This window comes from Nioella ostreopsis (assembly GCF_004000255.1).
In the GTDB taxonomy this organism is placed as follows: Bacteria; Pseudomonadota; Alphaproteobacteria; order Rhodobacterales; family Rhodobacteraceae; genus Nioella; species Nioella ostreopsis.
This window is the reverse complement of record NZ_RCIQ01000031.1, coordinates 1-25,745: the sequence shown is the minus strand read 5'-3', so window position 1 is coordinate 25,745 and position 25,745 is coordinate 1. Positions and strand designations below refer to the sequence as shown.

Genomic DNA, 25,745 nt, shown 5'->3' with positions numbered 1-25,745 from the left:
TTGCAATCCAAGGTCATTTTATCCAGACCTTGACGCCCGCCCCTGTGAGGCGGACATTCTTATCAGCAGTTCACATTTGGAAGGTCGTTATGTCAAAGATGAAATCCCTTTCACTCAGCCTGTCTACCGCCGCATTGGTGGCCGCAAGCCCTGCCATGGCCGAGATCAATGCCGATCAGCTTTGGGCGATATGGCAGCAGCAGGCCAGCGAGTTCGGGTACAACCTGACCGCGCAGGCCACCCCCAATGACAGTGGGCTCACACTCTCGAACGTGACCAACACCATGATGATCGAAGAGGTGTCGATCGCGGGCACCATCCCGCAGATCACCTTGACCAATCAGGCCGATGGCTCGGTCATGATCGCTGCATCCGACTCGATGATCTACTCGATCACCGGGTTTGACGATTCAGATGCCCCAGATGCGATCAACATCCATATCAGTCTGCAAGGGTTCGGCGGCTTCGCCACGGGCAGCCCCGAGCTTCTGACCCTCAATAGCGGGTTCGAGCGTGCATCCGTGGTCGATGTGGAGTTCGTTGGCGGCGATCCTTCGGAAATCCCCGAAATGATCTATGACATCTCGCTAGACGGCTATGGCGGCAGCGTGACCTATGATTTCTCCAACCCCGCGATGCTTGGCTTCACGTCCAGCGGCACGCTGGCGGGAATGACCTTCGATGTCGAGGCGTTCGAGCCTGGAAGCGGCGCAGAACCTGCTCCGACGCCGATGCCTCAGCCGACCCAGCCAGCCCCCGGCAAGGTCGTGACCCCGGCCGCACCGCAACCCACCCCGATGCCGGCCCCGACGGGCGGCCGGGGGGACGGCCATTTCGATCTGTCGATCATGCTGACCGGCATGGAAAGCACCGCCACCGGCACCATGCCGCGCGGCATCGACTGGATGACTGTCGAAAGCTTCCCCGAAGGGTTATCGATCAGCGGCGATGCCAGCTACACATCGGCCTCGGCCAGCTTCATGTTCGTTGACACCTACGAGAATGTCGATTTCTCGGCCTCGAATACCGGCGGGTCGATCGGCTTTGGCCTGTCTGAGGAAAGCATCCGCTACGCGCTGGCCGCAACGGGCGTGAACATCAACCTCGCAACGAACGAGATGCCGTTCCCGGTAGCCGCATCGGCTGATTCAACCGCGCTGTCCATCGACATGCCACTGGCGCAATCGGCGACGCCATCGCCCTTCTCGGCCTCGCTCGCCTATCAGGGCGTTACGGTCGACGAATCCCTGTGGGCCATGGTCGATCCGGGCCAGGCGGTTCCGCGCACGCCCGCAACGGTCATTCTGGACCTGTCGGGCACCGTGCAGCTGTTTGTCGATCTGATGTCGATTGATCCCGATAGCCTCTCGGCGCCTCCGGGCGAGCTGCGTGACCTGACACTGAACAACCTTCAAGTGTCCTTCGGCGGGGCCGAGTTGACCGGTTCGGGCGATGTGGACTTCGCCCCCGGCCAGATGGTTCCGATGCCGGTTGGTGCCGTGGACCTGAGCCTGACCGGCGCGAACAGCCTGATCCAGTCGCTGTCCGACGGTGGTCTGCTGCCGCCGCAACAGGCGGGCATGGCGCGCGGGATGCTGGGCATGTTCGCCATTCCGGGCGCGGGTCCCGACAGCTACACCTCGACCATCGAGTTCCTGCCGGGCGGTGCCATTACCGCCAATGGTGTGCCGCTGCAGTAAGTCAGCCATAAGAAATCGTCCAACCCCGGGCTGCCTTCCGCGGCCCGGGGTTTTTCTTTGCAACCTTGCGCGCCAGACTGCAGGGCACTAGGTCTCAAAGTCAGTTCTTGAACAGGATGGCCGCCCGATGACCCAATCGCCCGAAACCCTCGCTCACGCCCTTCTTGACGCTGCCCGCAAGGCCGGGGCCGACGCGGCAGATGCGATTGCGGTGCAGGGCACCTCGCTGTCCATCGACGTGTTGAACGGCACGCTGGAACATGCCGAACGGTCAGACGGGGTCGAGATTGGCCTGCGCGTCCTGATGGGGCAACGGCAGGCCTGTGTATCCGCCTCCGATATCCGCCCTGAAACCATGCGGGACATGGCCGAACGCGCCGTTGCCATGGCGCGCCTTGCGCCCGAGGATCCGAGCATCGGCCTTGCCGACCCGTCACAGCTGGCCCGCGATTGGGATATCGCTGCGCTCGACATGATCGACCCGGCACCCGAACCCGACCCTGCCGATCTGGAGGCGCGGGCGCTGGAAGCCGAAGCCGCCGCGCTGGCCGTCGATGGCGTCAGCCAGGTTCAGTCCACCAGTGCGGGTTACGGACGTCGCACCCGCCATATCGCCGCGACCAACGGCTTCTCCGGTGGCTACACCCGAACCGATCACGGGCTGTCTTGCGTTGCCATCACCGGCGAGGGGTTGGGGATGGAACGCGATTATTATGGCGACATGCGGATGCATCGCGCTGACATGATCGCCCCGGCAGAGATCGGTCGGATAGCAGCCGAACGCACCGTCGCTCGCAAAGGCGCGCGGAAGCCCGCGACCGGAGCCTTTCCTGTGCTGTTCGATGAACGGGTGTCGTCCTCGCTGATCGGTCACCTGCTGCAAGCCGCCAATGGTTCTACCATTGCGCGCGGTGCGTCCTGGCTGCGAGAGGCTCTTGGCGAGAAGGTGTTGCCGGAGGGGCTGTCGCTGATCGAACAACCGCTGCGCCCGCGCGCCAGCGGATCGCGCCCGTTCGATGCCGAAGGCCTGCCTACGGCAGAGCGTGCCATCATCGACAAGGGCACCCTGACCGGCTGGACGCTGGACCTTGCCACCGCCCGCAAACTGGGCCTGCAATCAACAGCGAATGCTGCGCGCGGCACCTCCTCTCCGCCCTCGCCTTCGGTGTCCAACGTGGCGCTGACGCAGGGCAGCGCCAGTCGCGAGGATCTGTTGCGCGACATGGGCACCGGGCTGCTGATCACCTCGATGATCGGCAGTTCCATCAACCCCAATACTGGCGACTATTCTCGTGGGGCGTCCGGCTTCTGGGTGGAAAACGGTGAACTGGCCTACCCGGTCAACGAATGCACCGTCGCGGGCAACCTGCGAGACATGCTGCGCACGATCGTGCCCGCCAATGATGCCCGCACCCATCTGAGCCATGTTGTGCCGTCGCTGCTGGTCGAGGGGCTGACGCTTGCCGGGGCCTGATCTGACGCTTCTCATCGACGCGGCATTGGACGCGGGCCGGATTGCCAAACGCCACTGGACCCGCGATCCGCAGATCTGGGACAAGCCCGGCGGCCACGGCCCGGTGACCGAAGCCGATTTGGAAATCGACGCGATGTTGCGCGAAAGCCTGACCGCCGCGCGCCCCGGCTATGGCTGGCTGTCCGAGGAGACTGAGGACGGGTCCGAGCGGCTGTCACGCGATCACGTCTTTATCGTCGACCCCATCGACGGCACGCGGTCGTTTATCGACGGGCAAAAGAACTTCGCTCATTCGCTGGCGGTCACCCGGCAGGGACAGGTGACGGCGGCGGTGGTTTATCTGCCGATGCTGGACAGGATGTTCACGGCCGAGCTTGGGAAGGGCGCGGCGCTGAACGGCGCACCCCTCGCCGCCTCCGGCACCTGTGATGAACCAAGCGCCACGGTTCTGGCCTCTCGTCCGAATTTCCAGCCGGATCACTGGCCGGGGGGCGTGCCCACGGTCCACCGCAGCTTCCGCCCGTCGCTGGCCTATCGGCTGGCGCTTGTCGGGCAGGGCCGGTTTGACGGCATGATCACGTTTCGCGACAGCTGGGAATGGGACATCGCCGCCGGTGCCCTGATCGTGTCTGAGGCCGGAGGCCGGATTTCCGACCGCGACAACCGCGCGCTGGTGTTCAACAACCCGCGTCCCCTGCTGCCCGGTGTTATCGCCGCCAACCGCCCGATCCACGCCGCCCTGATGGCGCGACGCACACCCGCCTGAGGCCCGCAATGCAAAACGCCCGCCCGGTTTGGTCCGGACGGGCGTTCGTATTCGATATCGGCTGCGTTCAGCGGCGGATGCCGAGACGCTGGATAAGGCTCTGGTAACGAGCTTCGTCCTTCGACTTGGTGTAGTCCAGCAGCTTACGACGCTGAGCAACCATCATCAGAAGACCACGACGGGAGTGGTTGTCCTTCTTGTGGCTCTTGAAGTGCTCGGTCAGCGTGGAGATTCGGCTGGTGAGAATCGCGACCTGCACCTCGGGCGAACCGGTGTCGCCTTCTTTGGTTGCGAATTCCTTGATCAGGCGGGCTTTTTCTTCTGCAGTGATCGACATCGGGGTCTCCTTTTCAGGTTCAAAGTGGATGGCGCAGGCCGGGATGTCGTCCAGCAAGGCCCATGGAGAAGTGTCACCCCAAGCGGGGCGATTGCGGGCGTATAGGGGATTATCCGGGCAAAGGAAAGCCCCATTTCTCTTGTCGAATAAGGCAATTCTGCCGGGATTGGGGCGGTCGGTCATTAACCATATGGATAGGATTTTATTGAGCTTTTCATCAAAGACTCGGAACATTTACGCCTCGACTGGTGATTCATTCACCCTTCGGAAACAGCGCCACATTTATTCCACAGGAAAACCTTGTGGTGGTCGGTAAATGACCCAATGGCCGGCGCAAGATCATCGTCAAGCATATGAAAAGGCTCAACCCCCGGGGCCATTCGTTGAGGCAAAGGAACGAAAATGATTGCAGCGGGTGGAGTAATGTTGCTGATGCTTCTCGGGTTCGCGCTCGAGGGGCTGTTTTCTGGCAGCGATGAACAAGATGGCGCGAGCGATGGCTCGGACTCGGCTGCCGATGGCCGCGCCGATGGCGGCTATGACGCCTCCGTCTATACCTCCGATCTGCATGACCTGCTGTTCGGTACCGATGGCATGGGCAATCCCGGCTCCGCCTCCGAAGAGGACAGCGGCGAAAGCGACGAGTCCGGTGGCGATCTGCTGGATGGCCTGTTCGCCGACCCAGAGGATGACCCGCAGGACCCACAGGTCATCTTCGGCACAGCTGCCAGCGAGGCGATGTCCGGCGATGTCGGCGACGATGCAATCTTCGGCGAAGATGGCGACGATTCCCTCTATGGTGATGATGGCGAAGACACGCTTGATGGTGGTGACGGGGCCGACACGCTGGACGGCGGTGATGGGGCCGACACGCTGATCCTGGGCGATGGCGACCTTGCCACTGGCGGCGAGGGTGACGATACGTTCCTGACCGATGACGACATTCCCGATGACGTGCCGATCCTGACCGATTTCCTGACCGGTGTGGATACGATCCTTGTGCGCTACGATGGCGACACGCCGCCGGAAATCACGTTGGAAGCGGATGAAGAGGCCGGCAATACGGCCGTCTTCTCGGATGGCGTGCAGATCCTGCAACTGGATGGCACCACCGATGTCAGCCTTGACGATGTGGTTCTGGAGCAGGAGATGACGGAACCGTCAGACGGCGATGACTCGCTGACCGGCGGTGACGGCAATGACACGATTGATGGCGGTGAAGGCGATGACACGATCACCGGCCTCGATGGGGACGACCTGCTGAATGGCGGCACCGGCGACGATATTCTGCGCGGGCGCACCGGCATGGATGAACTGTTCGGCCAGCAGGGCGCAGATGCCCTGACCGGTGGCGATGGCGATGATCTGATTTCGGGCGGGGCCGAGAATGATCTCGCCTTCGGCAATGAAGGTGATGACACCGTGCAGGGCGATGACGGCAACGATGAGCTTTACGGTGATCAGGGCGCGGATGTTTTGCAGGGTGGCAGTGGCCATGACCTGCTGCATGGCGGGGAAGACGACGACAGCCTCTACGGCGATGATGGCGATGACCTGCTGTTCGGTGCCGAGGGTGACGACGATATGCAGGGTGGCGCCGGCGATGACTACCTGCTTGGCGGGTTCGGATCTGACGACATGTCCGGCGGTGACGGCAATGATACGCTCGATGGCACCTTCACCAGCGGTGACAGCAGCTTTGGCCCGTATGATGAGGACAGCCCCGACACGCTGGCCGGGGGCGACGGCGACGATCACCTTTTCCTTGGTGAAAGCGATATCGGCATCGGTGGTAGCGGTGCGGATCTGTTTGAATCAGGCAGCTACATCGAATCCGAGGCCGCAGTGGTGACGGATTTCAACCCGGACGAAGACCAGATTCAGGTCAGCGTGGACCTGGAGGCTTCGCCTGATCCGGCTGTGTCCGTCATTGATTTCGACGATGGCACAGGCGCCAGCATCATGGTGGATGGCACCGTCGTTCTGCAAGTGACCGGCGCGCAGGGGCTTGATCCCTCGGCCATTCTGATCCGCGATATCCGCCTCGACGATATGGCGGAATCTGCCTGATCGGGGGGTTACCCAGCGAGGAAATAAGGTCGGACCGCCGTCAGGATGGCCTCGGGCACTTCTTCCATCGCGAAATGGCCGGTTCCATGGATTTCTTCCCCGGTCACGGGCTGCTCACACCAAGCCTGCCACAAGGCCTGCGGATCGCCCGTCTTTGCCGGAAAGCCCGCGCTGGCCCACAGGAAAAGCAACGGCGCGGCGATCTTGTGCCCGGCCAAACGGTCGGCTTCATCCAGAGCACGGTCTATGGTTGCCCCCGCCCGGTAATCCGCGCACATCGCATGCACACGCGCCGGGTCCGATGCCTGCTGCCGGTAACTGTCAAGGGCGGCGCCTTCAAAGGGTGCGAGGCTTCGGCAATGGGTCCAGCTTGACAGGGTCCAGTCGAAATAGGCCACCGGATCGGCCCCGATCATTCGTTCCGGAATAGGGGCGGGTTGGGCCAGAAAGGTCCAATGGTAGGCCTTGAGCGCCAGCTCCGCGTCCCAAGCCGCCCAGAAATCCACCGTTGGCACCACCTCGATGATCCCCAGCCGGTCCACCCGGTCGGGATGGTCCAGCGCCAGCCGGTAGGCCACCCGTGCGCCCCGGTCATGGCCCAGGATATGGGCCTTGGACAGACCGATGAAGTCCATGATCCCCACGATATCCTTGGCCATCTCACGCTTGGAATAGGTGTGGTGATCCGCATCGTCGGCAGGCGCGTCGCTGTCGCCATACCCGCGCAGGTCAGGGATGATCACGTGAAAATCCCGCGCCAGATCGGGCGCGATCCCGGCCCAACACATGTGGTTCTGCGGAAAGCCGTGAAGGCAGATCAGCGGCGGCCCTTCGCTCCCCTGATGCACGGACAGGCGGATGCCGTTCGTCTCGATGAAGCTCTGTGTGAAGCCCGGAATTTCCGACATGGCGCGGCCCTCCTTACGTTCAGACTGCGCCTGGGAACGGACAAGGTCAACGGGCGGGCCAGACCTGCGGCTCTGTGGCATAGGCGATATAGAGCGGATGGCGCGGATGCCCAGCCTTGGACAGGCCCAGACAATGCAGATCGACACCCGCCCCGCGCAGCAGTGCCTCGACCTCCGGTCCCCGGTTCATATGCTCGCCATGCACGCCCCAACCGGCGATGACGGTATCGGCCCACCCCAATCCATCGAGCAGGAGCGCGTCGTTGTCAGCCCCCACGGGATCAGTCGCAGTGCGCAACAGGCGCGGGTCGGTTTCCCGCCAGGCGAAGATATTCATCACCCGGAAGCCGCCGAATCCCAACACCCGCGCCCGCCGTTCGCACCGTTCCACGGTCGGATCGTTCTGAACTTCGGTCGCTTTCGACGGGTTCAGCATGATGAACAGAACGCGCGGCCCGGCCTCGTCCCAGACCCGTGTCAGCGCGTAGCGATATCGTTCGCAATCGGAGTAGACCGCAACGCTGGCCGCATCGCCCTTTTGATGCGTCCGGGTGATCACAGGTTGAACACGCGGGAGGGATGAACCTCGCCCCCGCGATAGATGCCAACGGCGACCGGCGTGCCCTTGTAGGACACCCAGACCTCTTCGCCATACTCGGCGGTGCCCAGAACCTGCCCCGGATTGCCGTTCTTCAGCCGGGCAAAGCCCAGATCGTTGGCACGCAGTTCCGGCAGATCATCGAGCCCCACCTGCAAGGGCAGCAGATGCGCGTCCAGCGCCGGGTCCTTGGCCATTTCCTCGATCACCGAGAAGGCCACCGCGTCCTCTACATCGAAAGGGCCGGACCAGACGCGGCGCAGTTGTTGCACATGGCCAAGGCAGCCAAGCGCTTCGCCAAGATCGCGTGCGATTGAGCGGACATAGCCGCCCTTTCCGCAGACCATCTCCAGCTCCACGTGATCGGCATCGGGGCGCGACAGCATCGTCAGGCTTTCCACATACAAAGGCCGCGCGGCAATCTCGAACTCCTCGTCCTCGCGCGCCAGCTTGTAGGCGCGTTCCCCGTCGATCTTCACGGCGGAAAACTTGGGCGGCACCTGCATGATATCGCCCTCGAAGCCTTTCAGGGCCTCGGTGATCTGCGTATCCGTCGGCCGCAGGTCACTTTCCCCGACCACCTCGCCCTCGGCGTCATCCGTATTGGTCGCGGCCCCGAAAGTGACCGTAAACACGTAAGCCTTCATCGCGTCGGTGATAAACGGCACGGTCTTGGTCGCCTCTCCCAAGGCCACCGCCAGCACGCCCGTGGCATCCGGGTCCAGCGTGCCCGCATGGCCAGCCTTCTTGGCATCGAACGCCCACCGGACCTTGTTGACCACAGCGGTTGAGGTCAGCCCCGCGGGCTTGTCCACCACCAGCCAGCCGTGAATGTCGCGTCCCTTGCGCTTGCGCCCCATGCCTTGGGCCTCCGTTCAAACCGTCCCAGAAAGGCGATGCTGCTAGCGGGACTTGCCCGCCTCGTCAACAACCGTCCCCAGAATGGGGCCCAGTTGAAAGCCGAAATCGTCGCGACCCAGGTCCGGCGCATAAAGCCGCGAGACGCGCCCATCCAGGTAAAGCGCATTGGGCGTGCCAAGGTGGTCGCGGAACAGCCGCCCGAAATGGTCGAAATTCACCGCCCGGTCGGAAATCGCGAAAATCGCGCGGGTGCCGGTCGCGTCGACCCCCACCCCGTTGCGAATGTTGAGAGATGTGCTGTCGGGCAGAAAGCGCGGATGCAGCGCGCCGTCGATCACCAGCATCGGCCCCGATTGCGTGGCATAGCGGCAGTCCGGCGGGTTCGCGGCATAGGCGCGGCTTTCGATCACCTGCGCGCGCCCGGACTGGATGCAGAACACCCCATTGGGCAGCAGCCCGAAATTTCCCGGCCCGTCAGAGGTGACGACCCGCATCTCCTGCTGGCCATCCTCGATATAGAGCCCAACGGGCCTGCGGTCGTCATGGAACATGCCCGCATTCACGGCAAAGCCAAGCCGCTGACCGGGCCTCAGGTTGCGTTCGACACGAGAGAAATTGCCAAGGATATTGCCTGCCTCATCGCGCAGGAACAGGCGCAGATCCTCGCGGGTCAGATCCACCTCGCAGATGGTGAAATCGGCACCGTCGAACCGGTCCTGCCGGCATTCGGTTGCCTGCGCCGCCGAAGCGGCCAGCATCATCAGCGAAACGGCCAGCCAGCGCATTCTAGTCCTCGTCGCTGTCCTCGGGGCGGTCCAGATCCTGCCGCACCTTCTCTTGCTGGAACAGCGCACGCGCCTCGTCCATCTTGTCGAAGGTCTCATCAATAAGGAACCGGAAGTCGGGCGCGTATTTGAGGTTCATCTTCTTGGTGATCATCCGGCGCAATTCGCCCTTGTTGCGCTTCAGCGCCTGAATGGCTTCCTGCCGATGACCGCCACCAAGCGGCAGCACATAGACGGTCGCGATCTTCAGATCGGCCGAGGTGCGCACCTCGCTGACCGTGATCGACATCGCGTTCAATTCGGGGTCGTGGATATCCCCCTGCATCAGCACATCCGACAGGGTGCGCCGGATCAGTTCGCCCACCCGCAACTGCCGCTGCGAGGGCCCCGGTCCGTCATGAAACTTGTTCTTTGCCATGGCCATCATCCTTTGCCCCCCACTTATGGGATCACCCCGCCCCCCGCAAGCAACGGCTTTCACCCGCGCCCGGGGTGCGCTAGAGCAAGGGCAGGATTTTGCCAAAGGATCGGGATCATGCAGGGCAGCACCGCAATCGCAGTCATGGGGGCATCGGGCCGGATGGGGCAGATGCTGATCAAGCTGGTGAACGAAAGCGACGCCGCGCATCTGGTCGCCGTGACGGAACGCGAGGGCCACGATTGGGCAGGCCGCGACCTGGGCGAATGCATGGGCGGGACGGCGACCGGCGTGATGGTCCATGCCGATCCGATTGACGCCATCGTGAACGCGCAGGCGGTGATCGACTTCACCTCGCCCGAGGCCACCGTGGCGCATGCCCAACTGACCGCGCAGGCCCGCTGTGTGCATGTGATCGGCACCACCGGCATGGATGACACCCACGATCAGGCGCTCACCCATGCCAGCCGTCATGCGACGATCATTCAGGCGGGCAATATGAGCCTTGGCGTGAACCTGCTGGTACAGATCACCAAGCAGGTGGCGGCCGCGCTGGATGAGGATTTCGATATCGAGGTGATCGAGGCCCATCACCACCACAAGGTCGACGCCCCCTCCGGCACCGCGCTGATGCTGGGTCAGGCGGCGGCGGACGGGCGGGGCATTGACCTGAACGTCGCGAAAGAGTCCGGCCGCGACGGCATCACCGGTGCCCGTCAGCGGGGCCATATCGGCTTCTCCGCCATTCGCGGCGGCGATATCGTCGGCGAACATGACGTGCTCTTTGCCGGACAAGGTGAACGCATCGTCTTGCGCCACGTCGCCACTGACCGCGCCATCTTCGCGCGTGGGGCGCTCAAGGCCGCGCTTTGGGGTCAGGGCAAGGGCCCTGGGCGCTTCGATATGCTCGATGTTCTGGGAATGCGCTGAACCAACGCTGTTACTGCGGGCAGAACCGGCGGATCAGCGTGATTGCCAGCCCCGTCGCGCGCCGGGGGTCTTCGAGTGGAAATCGGCAGGGCGCTTTCGCACCCAGGCGATGAATTTGCTCAGCCTCGGTTGCGCCTGAAGCGCTTCGATCGTGTTGAAATCGCGTGCGAGGTCTGTTTCCGACAGGGTCGCGTGAATCTCGTTGTGACAGATCTGGTGCAGCAAAACCGTCGGTCCGCCCTTGCCGCCACGCAGGCGTGGGATTAGGTGATGAAGGCTTTGCTTCGCATGGGGCGGGATCGGTCGTCCGCAGAGAGGGCAGATCGGCGTTTCATCCATTTCGCGTGTGGTCCTGCGCTGTCCTGAGCCATAGGATGGCGCAAACCCGGGACGAGGCAAGGGCGGATGCAGACCGAAAAACTGGACGCGGTTGTGATTGGGGCGGGACCAGCCGGTCTGATGGCCGCCGAGGCCATGACGCATGCCGGGCGCTCCGTGGTGATTGTCGAGGCAAAGCCCTCGGCCGGGCGCAAGTTTCTGATGGCAGGCAAATCGGGGTTGAACCTGACAAAGGACGAGCCGTTTGAGCGGTTCCTTGCAGCCTATGGCGAGGCTGAAGACTGGCTGAAGCCGATGTTGCATGCGTTCCAGCCCGACGATGTAAAGACCTGGGCCGAGGGGCTGGGGCAACCGGTGTTCACGGGATCTTCGGGAAGGGTATTTCCAAAGGTGATGAAGGCGTCGCCCTTGCTGCGGGCCTGGCTTGGGCGGATCGGGGCAGAGATGCGGTTGCGCTGGCGCTGGACCGGGTTCGAGGAGTCTGCGCTGCGCTTCCAAACGCCGCAAGGGCAGCGGCTGGTGCAGGCAGAGGTGACCGTTCTGGCACTTGGCGGCGGATCCTGGGCGCGGCTCGGGTCGGATGCGGCCTGGCTGCCGTGGCTGGAGGATATCGGCGTTGAGGTTGCACCGATCGTCCCGGCGAATATGGGATTTCGGGTCACCTGGTCACCGCATATGGCGCGCTGGTTCGGGGCCCCGGTGAAGGGCTGTTTGCTGAGCGCCGGGAACCGGGAAGCGCGGGCGGAATTCGTGGTGTCCGAACATGGGGTCGAGGGCGGCGGTATCTACGCGCTCTATCGCGAGTTGCGCGAAGGGGCAGGGCTGGTGCTGGACCTGTTCCCCGATCTGACGGTCGAGGATCTGGCCGCGCGCCTCGCTCGCCCGCGCGGGAAGGCGAGCCTGTCCAACCATCTGCGGAAGCTGTTGGGATTGGAGGGCGTGCGCATGGCCCTGGTGAACGAAGTCGCGAGACCGGTGCCGGAGGGTGCGGCGCTTGCGGCAAAGCTGAAAGCGCTGGATCTGCCGCTGGCCGGACCGAGGCCGTTGGATGAGGCGATTTCCACGGGTGGCGGCGTGATGCGGGCGGCGGTCTCCGACGGGCTGATGCTGCGGGCGCGGCCCGGGACATTCGTGGCCGGTGAGATGCTGGACTGGGAGGCGCCGACCGGGGGGTATTTGCTGACGGGCTGCCTTGCCACCGGGCTATGGGCCGGGAAGCATGCGGGGGCGTGGCGCGGCTGATTGCGCCCCGGACAGGGCCGGGTCGCGACGGGGGCGATTCTCGTCAAGCCCCTCCGGGGCCCTCCTCGAACCGCGTTGCCACGGAAGGCCGCGCGGACTGTTCCAGACATTCCACGATCCACTGGGCGCGCTGTAGGAACGCCTCCGGCGGGAGTATTTCGACCAAGAAGAAGGGGTTGGCGCGCGTCAGGCGGCAGCGGCTTTCTTGTAGGCGGGGCGGTCGAACATCATGGCCCCAAAGGCGTGGATGCGGTCGTCGATGATGGGGAACTTCGCCCCCACGGCCCATCTGAGGCAATGGGCCAGCAGGATATCGGCGATGGTCATGGTTTCGCCCATCAGGAAGGGGCCGGTTTCGGACATGCGCGGCAGCAGTCGGTGCTGGCTTTGCTCGAATTCCCATTTCAGGCTGTCCTTGATCGCAGGCAGGCGGTGTTCTTCGGGCAGGACGAAACTGTGACGGGCGGCCATCCAGAGGATCTGGTCGAACTCTTCGTTGATGAAATGGGTCAGCGCGTCCTGATGGGCGCGGTCAATGGTGCCGGGTGCAAAGGTCAGGGCCGCGTGGCGATCTGCCAGATAGGTCATGATCGCGAGCGAATCGGTGATCGGGACGCCATCGGCGATGAGGACCGGCACCTTGCCCGCCGGGTTCACGGCAACGACGGAGGGATCGCGGGGCGGGGCCTGCACATGGTCATAGTCGAGCCCCAGTTCCTCCAGCACCCAAAGAACGCGCAAGGTGCGGGTCTGGGTCTTGCCGATCACTTTGTACATGCTGTGCCTCCTGTTGCATCGGCGCAGTCTGGCGCGTGAGGGCGGGGCCGTCCAGAGGCCGTGCGCCTGTTCATCTGTTTGTGCTAGTCTGATGTCGAGGCCGATCAAACAGGAGACGTCCGATGCACCGCCGGTCAAGGCACTTATTGCTCGCAGTCTGGGTTGCTTTTGCCGCGATGAACCCGTTGCAGGCGCAAACGACGGATATCCCACCCTGGTTGCAGCAGCATGTGGGTCGGGGGGAAGGGCAGATCGCCCTGGTGGTGCTGCAAAGGGCGCGTGATCTGTACCAGGACCAGGTGAGCGAGGCGGGAATAACCAACCCCTGTTACCTCGCGATGGATGCGACACGCCCCAGCACATCGTCCAGCGGCGCGCCCGGGGAAAGGTTCTATATCATCTGTGAGGCAGAAGAGTCGTTCCGCGCGGTGTCGTCGGGCTATGGAAGCGGCCGGGATCTGCCGCAGGCCAACTTCCGGAACGGACGGGAATGCGCGCGGCATTTCAGCAATGCGGAAGGGTCCAACCTGACCATGGGCGGGGCCTATGTGACGGCGGAGACCCGGACCTCGTTCAAGGGCTATTTCAGCGAGGCGGAGGACAGGGTGCCGTTTGAGCGGACCTTTCTCCTGTTCGATGGCATGGGGGAGACCGACAACGCGCGCGAGCGCGAAATCGGCGGCCATGTCGCGATGTTCCTGCGCTGGCAGTGCCGCTATAGCGACCCGGAAAGCCTTTTTGCAGACGACGAAGGCTTTGTCCCTTTCGGTCGGCTGATCAACTATGATGGCGGGCGCAGCAACGGCTGCACGACATGGTCGGAAGAGGTGGCGGAGGATATCATCGCGCTGGTCGAAGGGGATCCGACGACGCTGTACATATATCCCGAGTCTGGTGACATCACGGCGGTTGCAGAAGCCGTGACCGACCGCAGAAACCTTTCTGAAGAAGGGCTTTACTGGAACGCCACCTGCCTGGAACAGATCGAAACGCCAAGGTTCTGGTCGCGGGAAACCCTTCGCCCGATCATCGACGAATGGCGGGAGTCCCTGCCGGACCAACCGCCCCTTGAATTGCCGATCTGCCGGTGACCGGTTGTCCGTTGGTGCGATCCTAGCGCATCCGTGACGCAACCGTCGCAAGCCGGATCAGCACCCGTTCCAACAGCGCATCCTGTGGGGCGTGCTGGCTGGATCGCAGGGTGAGGTCCAGCTCGATCAGAGCCTGAAGGGCCTGTTCCAGCCGGTCCGATCCCCACATGCCGGCCTGCCGGATCATCTTGTCGCGGCGCGGGCCGAAGACGGGCGGGCGCATGGACCCGACCCCGGCAGAGGCGCCGCCGGGGTGGATCGCGGCGGCATGAAGGGTGCGGAAATGGCGCAGCGCCATGATGGTCAGCGTCACCGGGGCGACGCCCTGACCGGTCAGTTTCTGCATCAGTGCGCCGATCTGGGTGACCTGACCTTCAGCGGCGGCATTGATGATATCGTCCATCCCAGCCTCGATGGTGGCGGGGGCGCAGGCAGATACATCAGCCACGCTGACCGGGGTGGGATCGCCAATCTTGTAGAGCGCCAGCTTTTCCACCGTCTGGCGGAAATCGCCGGGGTCCAGTTGAGTGGCCAGTGCGGTCAGCTGAGCGGAGGCATCGCGGTCAAGCTGGGTCACGCCGGATTTCGCCAGCGTCTCCTCGATCTCGGCGCGGCTTGGCGGGTCGTCATAGATGCCGACGCAATAGGCGCGCTTGTGGCCTTCGAACAGCTTGCGCAGGGCGGATTTGGCGGGCAGGGCGCGCGGGGCGGTCACGATGATTTGCGCATCGCCGGGCTGCCAGTCCTTCAGCGCCTCTGAAATCACCGGGGCCAGCCCGTCGGCGGCGTCCTCCACAAAAGCCACGCGCGGACCGGGAAAGAAGCCGACCGCCTTCACCGCATCCAGCAGAAGCGCTTTCTCGCTGCGCAGGTCGCTTGCGGAAATGCGGGACAGGCGCATCTCCTCTTCCGCGCCGGGGCCGAGTAGTTTGGCAATCACATCCTGCCGCTTGATGGCCACGCGCATCGCATCGGCCCCGAAGATCAGCAGGCCCGCGGCGGATTGGTCGGGATTGGCGAAATAGGCGCTGGCGTCGCGGGCCGAAAGCTTCATGACCAGCGAAGCGAGGAGGCCAGCAGCCGGGACATGACCTGATCGGCCAAGGCGGTCATCAGCCGATCCTGCGCGTCGCGGCGGGCAGCGGTGGTTGCGACCGAGGTCGAGGTGGTGGAATAGGCCGTGAAGGTTGAAACGGAATCGGCCAGCAACTGCGCATCCGTCGCGGTTTCGGTCAGGGTAAACCGGACAGTGCCCGCGATATTGATACGGGTGATGTCATTGGTGCCGGTGATGGCCAGATCGGTTTCCGAGGTCTCGATGATGTAGTCGAGCCGGTAGGTCTCGGCCTGTGGCAGGCCAAGCCGTTCCTCCAGTCGCGCGACCAGCTGGAACCCGAGCCGCGTGTCCGGGGCGGCAACCAGCACTTGCCCGCGCAGGGCCTGACCCGCCCCGCCCGGTGCATAGACCGGGGCAAAGCCGCAGCCCGCAAGCGGGGCCACGGCCAGAAGGGTCAGGAAATGGCGGCGGTCAGATGACGACATTGACGATACGGCCCGGAACGACGATCAGTTTCTTGGGCTGACCACCGGCCAGCGCCTTGACCACAGCGTCGTCTGCCAGCGCGATCTTTTCAACCTCTTCCTTGCCCAGATCCTTTGCGACGGTGATTTCCGACCGGCGCTTGCCGTTGATCTGGATGGGCAGGGTGACGGTGTTTTCCACCAGCATCGCCTCATCGGCCACCGGCCAGGGGGCATCGGCCAATAGACCGTCACCGCCCTGATGGGCCCAAATATCCTCGGCCAGATGCGGGGTCATGGGCGACATCAGCTGCGCCAGCGTCATGATCGCCTGTTTCTGCGCCGCCGCACCTGCCTTGGATTTGGCCAGCGTGTTGGTAAATGCGTAGAGCCGGGCAATCGCCGCGTTGAAGCCGAAGCTTTCAATGCCGAGTGTCACATCGCGAATCGCCTTATGCATCTCGCGCAGCAGGTCCTCGTCACCTTCACCTTTTGCGCCCGGGTCCATCGCGGCGATGCGATCGCACAGGCTCCAGACCCGACCCAGATGCTTATGCGCGGCCTCGGCACCGGCGGCGGTCCATTCCACGTCCCGCTCCGGCGGGGAATCGGACAGCACGAACCAGCGCGCGGTGTCGGCGCCGTAGGACGCAATGATGTTCATCGGGTCGACGACGTTGTTCTTGGACTTCGACATCTTGGCGGAGGGGATGATCTCCACCTCGGTGCCGTCCTTGAGGAACCCCTTGCCCTCGCGCATCTCTACCGCTTCCGGGTAGTGGTACACAGGGCGACCGTTGGCATCGCGGGTCTGGAAGATCGCGTGCGTCACCATCCCTTGGGTGAAAAGCGCATCGAAGGGTTCCTTCGATTTTTTCGGCAGGTGGCCGCAGATATGCATCGCGCGGGCGAAGAAGCGGGAATAGAGCAGGTGCAGAATCGCGTGCTCGATGCCGCCGATATACTGGTCGACATTCATCCAGTAGTCCGCTTCCGCCATATCCGTGGGCGTCGTGGCGCGCGGTGCGGTGAAACGGGCGAAATACCACGACGAATCGACGAAGGTATCCATCGTGTCGGTTTCACGCCGGGCAGGCGCACCACAGGACGGGCAGGCACAGTCGCGCCACGTCGGGTGACGGTCCAGCGGGTTGCCGGGAATGTCGAAGCTGACATCCTCAGGCAGTTCGATCGGCAGGTTTTCCTTCTTCTCGGGCACCACGCCGCAGGCGTCGCAATGCACAACGGGAATCGGGCAGCCCCAGTAGCGCTGGCGGGACAGGCCCCAATCGCGCAGGCGGAACTTGGTGACACCGGTGCCGAGCCCCTTGGCCTCCATCCAGTCGATGGTGGCGTCTATTGCTTCCTGCCCGGTGGCCTCATCCAGACCGGCGAAATGGTCGATCCATTTCACCTTTTCGGTCTTCGGCGGCACGAAGGCTTCGGTCTCGACCGGTTTGGGGTCATCCAGAGCCACGAAAGTATCAATCACCGGCAGGTCATACTTGCGGCAGAAATCCAGGTCGCGTTGGTCATGGGCCGGGCAGGCGAAGATCGCGCCGGTGCCGTAATCCATCAGGATGAAATTCGCGACCCAGACGGGAATCTCCCAGTCCGGGTTCAGCGGGTGCTTGACGCGCAGCCCGGTATCGGCCCCAAGTTTCTCTGCCTTCTCAATGGCTTCTTCCGTGGTGCCGCCCTTGCGCATCTCGGCCACCTTGGCGGCGAGATCGGGGTTTTCGGCCTCCAGCGCTTTGGTCAGCGGATGGTCGGGGGAAATACCCAGGAAGCTTGCGCCCATCAGCGTGTCGGGCCGGGTGGTGTAAACCTCCAACGCCTCATGCCCATGGGACGGCTCGGTCAGCGACCACGAGAATTGCAGCCCGCGCGACTTGCCGATCCAGTTGGCCTGCATCAGCTTGACCTTGGCGGGCCAGTCATCCAGCCCCTCCAGCGCATCCAGCAATTCCCCCGACATGTCAGAGATCTTGAAGAACCACTGCGTCAGCTCGCGCCGTTCCACCAGCGCGCCCGACCGCCAGCCGCGCCCGTCCTCGACCTGTTCATTGGCCAGAACGGTCATGTCGACCGGGTCCCAGTTCACGATGGCGTTCTTGCGGTAGACCAGCCCTTTTTCGAGGAAATCGAGGAACAGCGCCTGCTGCTGGCCGTAATATTCCGGGTCGCAAGTGGCGAACATCCGGCTCCAGTCGATGCCGAAGCCAAGCGGCTTCATCTGCTCGACCATCGTGTCGATATTCTCATAGGTCCAGGTCTTGGGGTGGCCGCCAGACGCCATTGCGGCGTTTTCGGCAGGCATCCCGAAGGCGTCGAAGCCCATGGGGTGCAACACGTTGTGGCCGGTCGATTTCTTGTAGCGCGCGATCACGTCGCCCATGGTGTAGTTGCGCACATGGCCGATATGGATACGGCCCGACGGGTAGGGGAACATCTCCAGCACATAGTATTTCGGCTTCGTCTCATCGCGCTTGGCGAGGAACGTGCCGGACTTTTCCCAGGCGGATTGCCATTTCGGTTCGATCACACTGGGGTCGTAGCGGGCCATGTGCTGTCCTTGTCGTCTGTCATACGAAAACGCCGGGCGCGAGGGCCCGGCGTGTGTTTAGAAGCGTTGCGGGTCAGAATCTAGAGGTCACCTTCGCGGATACGGATCTGACGCGCGCGGGTCAGAATCGCGTCTTCCACGGCGCGCTGCGTTTCCCGGCTGACCGGGCCGCCACGCGATTGCAGGGCCACGCGCAGGCTGCGGGCATCAAGCGCGGGGTCAGTCACATAGACCGTCGCGCGATAGGCGCGGCCACCGCCGGGCGGGGTGCCGTAGCCGAAGACGATGACGCCAGAGAACGGATCGGCAGCTTCGATTGGCATGAAGTCGAGAATCTCAAGCGAGGCATTCCAAAGGTAGCGGTTCACCTCGACCGTGACATTGGGATCATCATTATTGGAAAACAGATCCCAGATCGTGTTGCGCGACGGATCTGGAAGCGCACCGCCGTCAATGAGCTGCGCGCGGGTCTCGTCACTCATCTCATTGTTCAGCCCGCCGAAACGACCACCGCAGGCCGTCAGCGCCGTGAGCGCAAGCAATATCGCCAAGATTTTGCCCAAACGTCCGATCATGATACGCTCCCGTCCCGTTCCATTCCGGTTTACAGCCATTAAACCGCTTGGCCCTTGGTATCGCAGGGCCAATAGCGCGGCAAGTGTCTTAAAAGGCGCGTAGGCAGGTGACCCATTGGGCTACTGTGACATGTCTGCACCATCACCGGGGCAAGATGCCATATCCGCGACGCGCTTTCTTGCAATCAGACCTCCGAAAGTTGAGAGAGAGGCATACCCAACGCGGATTCCCCGGTTGGGGAGATTTTATCTAACGAGGGAAAAACCATGAAAAAGGTTCTCTTCGCAACGACTGCACTCGTCGCCACCGCGGGCGTCGCATCTGCAGACGTTACCGTTTCCGGTTACGCCGAAATGGGTCTTGCTGGCGGCGACATGATGGAGACGCAGTTCATCCAGGACATCGACGTCACCTTCAGCCTCTCCGGCACCACCGACAACGGCCTGACCTTCGGCGCATCGGTTGATCTGGACGAAGCTGCTGACGATGTTGGCGCACTCGACAACACCATGCAGAACGACTTCCACCACGGTGGCGTTGCAGTGTTCATCTCCGGCAACTTCGGCACCGTGACCATGGGTGACACCGACGGCGCTCTGGACTGGGCCCTGACCGAAGCCGGCAATGTTGGCAACCCCGGCACCCTGCGTGACGACGAAACCACCCACGGCGGTTACCTCGGCTCCTACGGCGACGGTTCCTCCGACGGCCAGATCCTGCGTTACGACTACTCCTTCGGTGACTTCGCATTCGCGATCTCCATGGAGCAGGACACCGTGGGCGGCGCTGGCAACGGCGTTGTTGACGCGGGCGACACCAACGGCAACATGGCTCTGGGTCTGCGTTACTCCACCTCCGCAGGTGGTGTGGATCTGAGCCTCGGCCTCGGCTACCAGTCGACCGACTTCGGCACTGCAAACGATCAGTCCATCATCGGTGCATCGGTTGTTGCTTCCTTCGCAGGCGGCTTCTCCGCAGGCATCCAGTACAGCGACTGGTCCGACGTGGGCGGTGTTGCCGGTGCAGACAACTCGCACCTGGGCATCGGCGTCGGCTACTCGATGGACGCCATCTCGCTGCACGCCAACTACGGCGAGTACGACTCCGGCGCATCGGGCTTCGGCCTCGCGGCAGCTTACGACCTGGGTGGCGGCGCTGGCCTGCACCTCGGCTACGGCTCGACCGACGGTGGCGCAGACACCTGGTCCTTCGGCCTGGCAATGTCCTTCTAATCCAACCGGATTATTTGGTAGGGAAGAGCGGGCTTTATGCCCGCTCTTTTCTTTTGTGCAGAAGGATCGTCACAGATGTCACTTTCCGAAATCTCCCAGGCCATCACACGGGCAGAAGCCGCCGCAGGGCGCGCGCGCGGGTCTGTTCGCCTGATCGCGGTGTCCAAGGTGCAACCGCTGGATCGGGTCGAGGCGGTGCTGGAAGAGGGGCATCGGTTGTTTGGCGAAAACCGCGTGCAGGAAGCCGCCGGGAAATGGCCCGCGTTCCGGGACCGATTCGAGGGCATCGACCTGCATCTGATCGGCCCGCTGCAAAGCAACAAGGCGCGCCAGGCGATGGACCTGTTCGACGCGATCCACACGCTTGACCGGCCCAAGCTGGCCACAACACTGGCCCGGCTGGCGCAGGATCTGGGACATTGCCCGGACCTGATGATCCAGGTGAACACGGGTGAAGAACCGCAGAAGGCGGGCGTCCTGCCCGGCGATGCGGATGCGTTCATTGAGGAGACGCGGGCGCTGGACCTTCCAGTAAAGGGCCTGATGTGCATCCCGCCGGTGGACGAGGAACCGGCGCTGCACTTCGCCCTGCTTGCAAAGATCGCAGAGCGGAACGGATTGCCGGAACTGTCCATGGGCATGAGCGCGGATTTCGAGACGGCGATTGCGCTTGGCGCGACCTATGTGCGGGTGGGGTCGGCGATTTTCGGAGACCGGGTGCCCGGCTGAGAGCGGTTTCGCCGCCTGCCGGCGTCGACCGGGGGGCGACCCTCGTCAGGCTCCTTCGGAGCCCTCCTCGGGCCGCATTGCCATGGACAATCTGCCCCGGGCGGTCTGCGGATTCGCCGGGTGTGGCGGCCTTGGGGTCGGGATGCCTCCGGCGGAGGTATTTTTGCCAAAGATGAAAGGGCTTAGTCCACGATCAGGCGGCTGCCTTGTGTCAGTTTTCGGGTGAGCCAGAGGAGGTGGCCCGGTGCCATGGCGACGCAGCCTTCCGTGGGGTGGCCGGGCTTGCGCCAGCGATGCAGGAAGATGGCGGAACCGCGCCCCGGATTGGCGACAGGCCAGTTCCAGTCCGTCAGCAGGACGAGATCGTACAGGCGGTCGGCGCGCGACAGCCGTTCGTGGCTGCCGTAATAGGGCGCGCGGACTTGCAGGTTGTAGTCCGGGCAACCCGCGTCGTCGGACCACAGATCGCCCGGCCCGATCGGCCTTGCCCAGTCCACCGGACGCGCCATGCGGTCGGGCCGGTAGAGGCAGCCCACGATCCTGTGGATGCCGCGCGGGGTCGCGCCGTCGCCTTCGCGTTTGTCCGACCGTATGCCGCCCTTGCCGATGGAACAGGGAATCACGCGGCCCTGAAAGCGCAGCCCCATTGGGGTGAGGACCATATCCTGCGGGGTCACAGCAGGTGGCCCGATTTTTTCGCCTTCACGTCAAGGTAGTGGGCGTTGTGTCGGTTCGTCGGGGTGATCAGCGGAACCCGTTCGGCCACCTTTATTCCTTCGTGTTCCATCATCGCCACCTTGCGGGGGTTGTTGGTCATCAGTCGCACGGCGGAAAAGCCCATGCGGCGCAGGATATCGGCGCCAAGGCGGAAGTCACGCTCATCATCTTCGAAGCCGAGCCGGTGGTTTGCCTCGACCGTATCGAATCCCTGATCCTGCAGGGAATAGGCGCGCATCTTGTTGGCGAGCCCGATGCCGCGCCCTTCCTGATTGAGGTAGAGCAGCACGCCCGCCCCTGCCGTTCCCATCTCTGCAAGAGCGGTTCGCAGTTGCGGGCCACAGTCGCATTTCAGCGAGCCGAGCACATCGCCGGTGAAGCAGGCGGAATGCAGCCGGGCCAGGACCGGGGCATCACGGTCGGGGCGACCGATCTCGATTGCATAGTGCTCGGTCCCGCCATTGTCGGGGCGGAAGATATGCAGGCGACCGGCGTCAGCTGCCTCGATCGGCAAGCGGGCGGCCGCAACGGGGTTGAGGGCGTGGTGGCGCAGCAGATCCTGATGTGTGGCGTCAGGGTGCAGGCGGGTCAGATGATGGTCGGCGGCGAATGCCTTTGCATCGGCGATCGGCACGATGATCGCCGCGGGCAGAAGTTGCGCGGATTTGATCAGGGCAATGGCGAGGCGATGAAGCCCTGCCACCCCCTCGCGCCGGGTCAGTAGCGGGCCCTTCATCGGCACACGCAAATCGTCGGCGGGATCTGCAACTGCCCGCACCCAGGACGCGGTGGCATCGTCGGGGACCACAACGCGCGCCAGATCGCCATCATAGGCCCGCGCCTTCAGCGTTTCCGCGCGGCGGTCGGTAATCGCGAGGTCCAGTTCGCCAAAGCTCCGGATCGCCGAAAGCCGGGCATCGGTCAGTGTTTCCGCCGCGAGCAGAGCAATGCCATCGCCGTCCCCCAAAACAACAGGCAAGCCGACGCGCAGATCGGCGCGGGCGCGGGCGGCAAGCTCGGACGGGGTGGGCAGAAGCGGCATCGCATGGTCCTGAACGACGGGTATCTTCCCCATGTAGACTGCCCTGTAGCGTTTTGAAACATTTGCTCGCTGTCTGACACGGCTGCGTGAGAAGTTTTTCGATGCACTTGTCAGACAGGTGATTGCGCGACATGTGCAGTGAGGAACAATCAACGGGAGTCACCCAAATGGCCAATCTCAAGAAAATCCTTCTGGTCGATGATGACGAGGACTTGCGCGACGCGCTGGCCGAACAGCTGGTGATGACCGAAGATTTCGATGTGTTCGAGGCCGGCAATGGGTCCGAAGGCCTGCAAAAGGCCAAGGAAGCGATCTATGATCTGGTGATCCTGGACGTGGGCCTGCCCGACACCGATGGCCGCGAACTGTGCCGTCTGATGCGCAAGCAGGGCGTGAAATGCCCGGTTCTGATGCTGACTGGCCACGACAGCGACGCCGATACCATCCTTGGCCTTGATGCGGGCGCAAATGATTATGTCACAAAGCCCTTCAAGTTTCCGGTGCTCTTGGCTCGCATTCGCGCGCAACTGCGCCAGCATGAACAATCGGAAGATGCCGTGTTCCAGCTTGGGCCATACACGTTCAAGCCCGCGATGAAGATGCTGGAAACCGAGGATATGAAGAAAATCCGGTTGACCGAGAAGGAAACTAATATCCTCAAATACCTTTATCGCGCCCAAGATGGGGTGGTGGCGCGCGATGTGCTGTTGCACGAGGTCTGGGGTTACAACGCCGGGGTCACCACCCATACGCTGGAAACGCATATCTACCGTCTGCGCCAGAAGATCGAGCCCGATCCCTCGAATGCGCGCATTTTGGTCACAGAAAGCGGCGGATATCGTCTTTTGGCGTGAAGTAACCGCTAAATGTTGACTAATTGATATAATCAACCGATAGTTGACGGAAGGTGAATAACACCTACCTCCCTGTTGGACTGGCCCGGTCAAGCGCCGGGCTTTTTTCGTCTGGCGGGCATTTTTCAGATTGCTCAATGGGACCGGTCGAGACGATTTGGAACAAATTGATTGTTTCTTTCCGTGAAACGTATTGCTTCGACGATCTGGCCAACATTTGCCGGAATTAGCGGTTAACCTTTTTCGAGGCAATGAAAACGCCGTCTTAACCATCGCATGAGTACCCCTGTTCTCATCGTTCGCATTTTTCCGGGCGGGAGAGGGATCGTTTTTTTAGGGCTGTACTCTGCTGCGACATGGCTGTCGCCAGGGACGCATGTCTTCAAGATGGTCGTCTTCCGGCTCGAAAGAGGAATTGCCATGCCGCCCCTTGAACCGACCTATCCGCTCGGCGATCTCGAAGACATTTCCGGCAGCTTCGAGTTGCAGGTGGTCGCCCGCTTTGACGATCTGACCGGCGGGTATTGGCAACGGTTGATTGACATCGGGTCCGGGGCGGGTGGCAACAACATCCTGCTGACGCAGGTCGAGAATACCAGTGACATCATGTTCACCCTCTATCAGGACGGCACCACCTATTCGGTGATCGCCCCGGGCGCGATCCTTCAGGGGGAAACCGCCACCTGGACCGTTGGAATAGATCAGGACGGCCTGATGTGGCTTGACCGGGACGGTGTGCGGTTGGGGCAGACACAGGCGGTTCTGCCGGATGCCAGCCTGCGCCCGAATGAACTGTTGGGCCAATCCAACTGGGCGGACGATTCGCCCCTGATCGGGGCAATCCTCGGGGTCGATATCACCAATGCAGGCGATGTGGTGGATGGCGGTCGCCTCAACAGCCCCGGGGACATCACTGGTGCCTTCCAGGTCGATGCCGTTGTTCGGTTCGACGATCTGCGGGCAGGTGAGGATCAGACGGTGTTCACCTATGGCAATCCCGATAGCGGATCAGGAATACGATTGTTCCGGGTCGCGGACAGCAACGATATCCGATTCGAGATCGTGGAGGCTGGACAGGTCTACAGTGTCACGGCCCCGGACGCGATTTCAGAAGGTGCCTGGGCCATGTGGTCCGTGGGGGCCGATGCAGATGGCACGATCTGGATCGAGAGAGATTCCGTCCGCTTGGTGGACGCAGCGGGGACCGTCCCGACCGGCTTTCTTGCAGAACATGCGACGATCGGTGCCATGGGCTCAGCCGGGGGCGGAAGACTGAACGGGGTGGTTCTGGATCTGACAGTGTCCACGCCCGAGGACGGCACGGGTGGCTCCGGCCCGGTTGATCCGGTCGTGGGAGTCGGAGACATGATCTTCGTCGCCCATCAGGATGACGATCTGCTGTTCATGAACCCAACCATAGACCGGCTGATCGACGGGCCCGATCCGGTCAGCGTTGTCTATCTGACGGCAGGAGATGCCGGGCTGGACGCAGGGTATTGGGGCGCAAGGGAAGCAGGCGAACGCGCGGCCTATGGGCAAATGGCCGGGGCGAATGATTGGGTGGACGAAACCGTTACCCTGACTGTCGGCAATAGCCAGTTCGAGGTCGCGAGTTCCTACCTTGCCAGCCAGCCCGACATTCGGCTCTATTTCCTGCGCCTTCCCGACGGGTTCAGCCGAGGCGAAGGGTCGGAGGTCAACAATTTCGAAAGCCTGGAACAGCTTTGGGACGGAGACATCGCGACAATCACGGCCGTGGACGGAAGCGCGACTTACACGCATGATGACCTGATCGGCGTGTTGTCAGCGCTGCTCGATCAGCATCAGCCCGATCACATACACCTTCAGGATCACACGACTGACTATGCGGATATCGAGCATTCCGACCACCTGCACTCCGCTCAATTCGTCACAGCGGCGCTGGACAGCTACGCGGGAGATCTGACGGTCACCGGCTATGTGGGCTATGCAAGCTGGGGGCTGGACGAAAACCTGACAGCCGAAGAAGAGGCACTGGTTCGGGAATTCTTTGCCCAGTATTCCGCCTTTGACCCCAACGTGTTGGGCAGCGACGGGGCTTTACTGGAAGCCTACGAGGAATGGGTCCAGCGGGAATATATCGCCTATGAATACGCGCTGTCCGGCACAGGCGGCGGAGGACCCACGCCTGTCACCGACGCTTTGTCAGACCTGACCGGCGACGGGACCTCCG

General features: G+C 62.9%; 25 protein-coding genes. 11 read left to right on the top strand and 14 right to left on the bottom strand.

Features of this window, described 5'->3' with window-relative positions:
- Positions 1–98: 98 nt before the first annotated feature.
- The 3 genes from EP237_RS20840 (at position 99) to EP237_RS20830 (ending at position 3,940) form a co-directional block, all read left to right on the top strand.
- On the top strand, positions 99–1,700 hold the full coding sequence (locus EP237_RS20840; protein ID WP_164744788.1) for a DUF2125 domain-containing protein: 1,602 nt from the start codon (positions 99–101) through the stop codon (positions 1,698–1,700).
- A 127-nt stretch (positions 1,701–1,827) separates the two neighbouring features.
- The gene (locus EP237_RS20835; protein ID WP_127562753.1) at positions 1,828–3,174 is read left to right on the top strand and encodes a TldD/PmbA family protein; all 1,347 of its coding nucleotides are present in this window, start codon (positions 1,828–1,830) and stop codon (positions 3,172–3,174) included.
- Positions 3,161–3,940, top strand: coding sequence for a 3'(2'),5'-bisphosphate nucleotidase CysQ (locus EP237_RS20830; RefSeq protein WP_127562752.1), 780 nt, complete (start codon positions 3,161–3,163; stop codon positions 3,938–3,940). The genes EP237_RS20835 and EP237_RS20830 overlap by 14 nt, the downstream gene beginning before the upstream one ends.
- 67 nt (positions 3,941–4,007) lie before the next feature.
- Here the strand turns inward: EP237_RS20830 and rpsO are convergent, their stop codons facing one another.
- Positions 4,008–4,277: a 30S ribosomal protein S15 gene (rpsO, locus tag EP237_RS20825; RefSeq protein WP_127562772.1), complete on the bottom strand. Its 270-nt coding sequence runs from the start codon at positions 4,275–4,277 to the stop codon at positions 4,008–4,010.
- A gap of 423 nt (positions 4,278–4,700) precedes the next feature.
- Here rpsO and EP237_RS23745 point away from each other — a divergent pair, with 423 nt between their 5' ends.
- A complete protein-coding gene (locus tag EP237_RS23745; protein ID WP_276317017.1) occupies positions 4,701–6,347 on the top strand; it encodes a calcium-binding protein in 1,647 nt (548 codons plus the stop codon).
- 8 nt (positions 6,348–6,355) lie between these two features.
- Here EP237_RS23745 and EP237_RS20815 read toward each other — a convergent pair whose 3' ends face one another.
- From EP237_RS20815 to rbfA, 5 genes are read right to left on the bottom strand one after another with little or no spacing between them, the layout of a single operon-like run.
- Positions 6,356–7,255, bottom strand: coding sequence for an alpha/beta fold hydrolase (locus EP237_RS20815; RefSeq protein WP_127562750.1), 900 nt, complete (start codon positions 7,253–7,255; stop codon positions 6,356–6,358).
- Positions 7,256–7,301: 46 nt separating this feature from the next.
- Positions 7,302–7,814, bottom strand: a complete 513-nt coding sequence (locus tag EP237_RS20810) for a DUF1643 domain-containing protein (protein WP_127562749.1) — start codon at positions 7,812–7,814, stop codon at positions 7,302–7,304.
- A complete protein-coding gene (gene truB, locus EP237_RS20805; RefSeq protein ID WP_127562748.1) occupies positions 7,811–8,713 on the bottom strand; it encodes a tRNA pseudouridine(55) synthase TruB in 903 nt (300 codons plus the stop codon). Before truB ends, EP237_RS20810 begins: the two co-directional genes overlap by 4 nt.
- 42 nt (positions 8,714–8,755) lie before the next feature.
- Positions 8,756–9,499, bottom strand: coding sequence for a phosphodiester glycosidase family protein (locus tag EP237_RS20800; RefSeq protein ID WP_127562747.1), 744 nt, complete (start codon positions 9,497–9,499; stop codon positions 8,756–8,758).
- 1 nt (position 9,500) lies between these two features.
- Positions 9,501–9,917: a 30S ribosome-binding factor RbfA gene (rbfA, locus tag EP237_RS20795; RefSeq protein ID WP_127562746.1), complete on the bottom strand. Its 417-nt coding sequence runs from the start codon at positions 9,915–9,917 to the stop codon at positions 9,501–9,503.
- A gap of 117 nt (positions 9,918–10,034) precedes the next feature.
- Here rbfA and dapB point away from each other — a divergent pair, with 117 nt between their 5' ends.
- Positions 10,035–10,847: a 4-hydroxy-tetrahydrodipicolinate reductase gene (dapB, locus tag EP237_RS20790; RefSeq protein WP_127562745.1), complete on the top strand. Its 813-nt coding sequence runs from the start codon at positions 10,035–10,037 to the stop codon at positions 10,845–10,847.
- A gap of 33 nt (positions 10,848–10,880) precedes the next feature.
- Here the strand turns inward: dapB and EP237_RS20785 are convergent, their stop codons facing one another.
- A complete protein-coding gene (locus EP237_RS20785; protein ID WP_127562744.1) occupies positions 10,881–11,186 on the bottom strand; it encodes an HNH endonuclease in 306 nt (101 codons plus the stop codon).
- A gap of 81 nt (positions 11,187–11,267) precedes the next feature.
- Here EP237_RS20785 and EP237_RS20780 point away from each other — a divergent pair, with 81 nt between their 5' ends.
- The gene (locus EP237_RS20780; protein ID WP_127562771.1) at positions 11,268–12,428 is read left to right on the top strand and encodes a TIGR03862 family flavoprotein; all 1,161 of its coding nucleotides are present in this window, start codon (positions 11,268–11,270) and stop codon (positions 12,426–12,428) included.
- A gap of 186 nt (positions 12,429–12,614) precedes the next feature.
- Here the strand turns inward: EP237_RS20780 and EP237_RS20775 are convergent, their stop codons facing one another.
- Positions 12,615–13,205, bottom strand: a complete 591-nt coding sequence (locus EP237_RS20775) for a glutathione S-transferase family protein (RefSeq protein ID WP_127562743.1) — start codon at positions 13,203–13,205, stop codon at positions 12,615–12,617.
- Positions 13,206–13,381: 176 nt separating this feature from the next.
- Between EP237_RS20775 and EP237_RS20770 the strand changes: the two genes are divergently transcribed.
- Positions 13,382–14,296 carry a murein L,D-transpeptidase catalytic domain family protein gene (locus EP237_RS20770; RefSeq protein ID WP_127562742.1) on the top strand — a complete coding sequence of 305 codons (915 nt, stop codon included), beginning with the start codon at positions 13,382–13,384 and terminating at the stop codon, positions 14,294–14,296.
- A gap of 22 nt (positions 14,297–14,318) precedes the next feature.
- On the opposite strand, the gene holA is transcribed toward EP237_RS20770, so the two are convergent.
- The 4 genes from holA to EP237_RS20750 form a co-directional block, all read right to left on the bottom strand.
- The gene (gene holA, locus EP237_RS20765) at positions 14,319–15,350 is read right to left on the bottom strand and encodes a DNA polymerase III subunit delta (RefSeq protein ID WP_127562741.1); all 1,032 of its coding nucleotides are present in this window, start codon (positions 15,348–15,350) and stop codon (positions 14,319–14,321) included.
- Positions 15,347–15,838, bottom strand: coding sequence for an LPS assembly lipoprotein LptE (gene lptE / locus EP237_RS20760; protein ID WP_127562740.1), 492 nt, complete (start codon positions 15,836–15,838; stop codon positions 15,347–15,349). Before lptE ends, holA begins: the two co-directional genes overlap by 4 nt.
- Positions 15,825–18,383 carry a leucine--tRNA ligase gene (leuS, locus tag EP237_RS20755; RefSeq protein WP_127562739.1) on the bottom strand — a complete coding sequence of 853 codons (2,559 nt, stop codon included), beginning with the start codon at positions 18,381–18,383 and terminating at the stop codon, positions 15,825–15,827. The genes lptE and leuS overlap by 14 nt, the downstream gene beginning before the upstream one ends.
- Before the next feature lie 80 nt (positions 18,384–18,463).
- Positions 18,464–18,958, bottom strand: a complete 495-nt coding sequence (locus EP237_RS20750; protein WP_127562738.1) for a DUF3576 domain-containing protein — start codon at positions 18,956–18,958, stop codon at positions 18,464–18,466.
- A gap of 267 nt (positions 18,959–19,225) precedes the next feature.
- On the opposite strand from EP237_RS20750, the gene EP237_RS20745 reads away from it, so the two are divergent.
- The gene (locus EP237_RS20745) at positions 19,226–20,191 is read left to right on the top strand and encodes a porin (RefSeq protein ID WP_127562737.1); all 966 of its coding nucleotides are present in this window, start codon (positions 19,226–19,228) and stop codon (positions 20,189–20,191) included.
- Between the two features lie 75 nt (positions 20,192–20,266).
- A complete protein-coding gene (locus EP237_RS20740) occupies positions 20,267–20,920 on the top strand; it encodes a YggS family pyridoxal phosphate-dependent enzyme (RefSeq protein WP_127562736.1) in 654 nt (217 codons plus the stop codon).
- 182 nt (positions 20,921–21,102) lie between these two features.
- Here EP237_RS20740 and EP237_RS20735 read toward each other — a convergent pair whose 3' ends face one another.
- Together EP237_RS20735 and ribA are read right to left on the bottom strand one after the other, a co-directional pair.
- Positions 21,103–21,582, bottom strand: a complete 480-nt coding sequence (locus EP237_RS20735; protein ID WP_127562770.1) for a L,D-transpeptidase family protein — start codon at positions 21,580–21,582, stop codon at positions 21,103–21,105.
- An 11-nt stretch (positions 21,583–21,593) separates the two neighbouring features.
- Positions 21,594–22,679 carry a GTP cyclohydrolase II gene (ribA, locus tag EP237_RS20730; protein WP_127562769.1) on the bottom strand — a complete coding sequence of 362 codons (1,086 nt, stop codon included), beginning with the start codon at positions 22,677–22,679 and terminating at the stop codon, positions 21,594–21,596.
- Between the two features lie 167 nt (positions 22,680–22,846).
- Between ribA and EP237_RS20725 the strand changes: the two genes are divergently transcribed.
- Together EP237_RS20725 and EP237_RS20720 are read left to right on the top strand one after the other, a co-directional pair.
- Positions 22,847–23,533 carry a response regulator transcription factor gene (locus EP237_RS20725; protein ID WP_127562735.1) on the top strand — a complete coding sequence of 229 codons (687 nt, stop codon included), beginning with the start codon at positions 22,847–22,849 and terminating at the stop codon, positions 23,531–23,533.
- A 420-nt stretch (positions 23,534–23,953) separates the two neighbouring features.
- On the top strand, positions 23,954–25,745 hold a 1,792-nt coding region (locus EP237_RS20720), incomplete at its 3' end, for a PIG-L family deacetylase (protein ID WP_164744787.1).

Bases quoted from the DNA above. Each gene is read 5' to 3' on its own strand.
- EP237_RS20745 (WP_127562737.1), top strand. From the start codon at position 19,226: ATGAAAAAGGTTCTCTTCGCAACGACTGCACTCGTCGCCACCGCGGGC.
- EP237_RS20800 (WP_127562747.1), bottom strand. From the start codon at position 9,499: ATGCGCTGGCTGGCCGTTTCGCTGATGATGCTGGCCGCTTCGGCGGCG.
- EP237_RS20770 (WP_127562742.1), top strand. From the start codon at position 13,382: ATGAACCCGTTGCAGGCGCAAACGACGGATATCCCACCCTGGTTGCAG.
- EP237_RS20775 (WP_127562743.1), bottom strand. From the start codon at position 13,205: ATGTACAAAGTGATCGGCAAGACCCAGACCCGCACCTTGCGCGTTCTT.
- leuS (WP_127562739.1), bottom strand. From the start codon at position 18,383: ATGGCCCGCTACGACCCCAGTGTGATCGAACCGAAATGGCAATCCGCC.
- EP237_RS20735 (WP_127562770.1), bottom strand. From the start codon at position 21,582: ATGGTCCTCACCCCAATGGGGCTGCGCTTTCAGGGCCGCGTGATTCCC.
- dapB (WP_127562745.1), top strand. From the start codon at position 10,035: ATGCAGGGCAGCACCGCAATCGCAGTCATGGGGGCATCGGGCCGGATG.
- rpsO (WP_127562772.1), bottom strand. From the start codon at position 4,277: ATGTCGATCACTGCAGAAGAAAAAGCCCGCCTGATCAAGGAATTCGCA.
- EP237_RS20725 (WP_127562735.1), top strand. From the start codon at position 22,847: ATGGCCAATCTCAAGAAAATCCTTCTGGTCGATGATGACGAGGACTTG.
- EP237_RS20835 (WP_127562753.1), top strand. From the start codon at position 1,828: ATGACCCAATCGCCCGAAACCCTCGCTCACGCCCTTCTTGACGCTGCC.
- ribA (WP_127562769.1), bottom strand. From the start codon at position 22,679: ATGCCGCTTCTGCCCACCCCGTCCGAGCTTGCCGCCCGCGCCCGCGCC.
- EP237_RS20785 (WP_127562744.1), bottom strand. From the start codon at position 11,186: ATGGATGAAACGCCGATCTGCCCTCTCTGCGGACGACCGATCCCGCCC.
- truB (WP_127562748.1), bottom strand. From the start codon at position 8,713: ATGGGGCGCAAGCGCAAGGGACGCGACATTCACGGCTGGCTGGTGGTG.
- EP237_RS20750 (WP_127562738.1), bottom strand. From the start codon at position 18,958: ATGATCGGACGTTTGGGCAAAATCTTGGCGATATTGCTTGCGCTCACG.
- EP237_RS20840 (WP_164744788.1), top strand. From the start codon at position 99: ATGAAATCCCTTTCACTCAGCCTGTCTACCGCCGCATTGGTGGCCGCA.
- holA (WP_127562741.1), bottom strand. From the start codon at position 15,350: ATGAAGCTTTCGGCCCGCGACGCCAGCGCCTATTTCGCCAATCCCGAC.
- EP237_RS23745 (WP_276317017.1), top strand. From the start codon at position 4,701: ATGTTGCTGATGCTTCTCGGGTTCGCGCTCGAGGGGCTGTTTTCTGGC.
- rbfA (WP_127562746.1), bottom strand. From the start codon at position 9,917: ATGGCAAAGAACAAGTTTCATGACGGACCGGGGCCCTCGCAGCGGCAG.
- lptE (WP_127562740.1), bottom strand. From the start codon at position 15,838: ATGTCGTCATCTGACCGCCGCCATTTCCTGACCCTTCTGGCCGTGGCC.
- EP237_RS20740 (WP_127562736.1), top strand. From the start codon at position 20,267: ATGTCACTTTCCGAAATCTCCCAGGCCATCACACGGGCAGAAGCCGCC.
- EP237_RS20815 (WP_127562750.1), bottom strand. From the start codon at position 7,255: ATGTCGGAAATTCCGGGCTTCACACAGAGCTTCATCGAGACGAACGGC.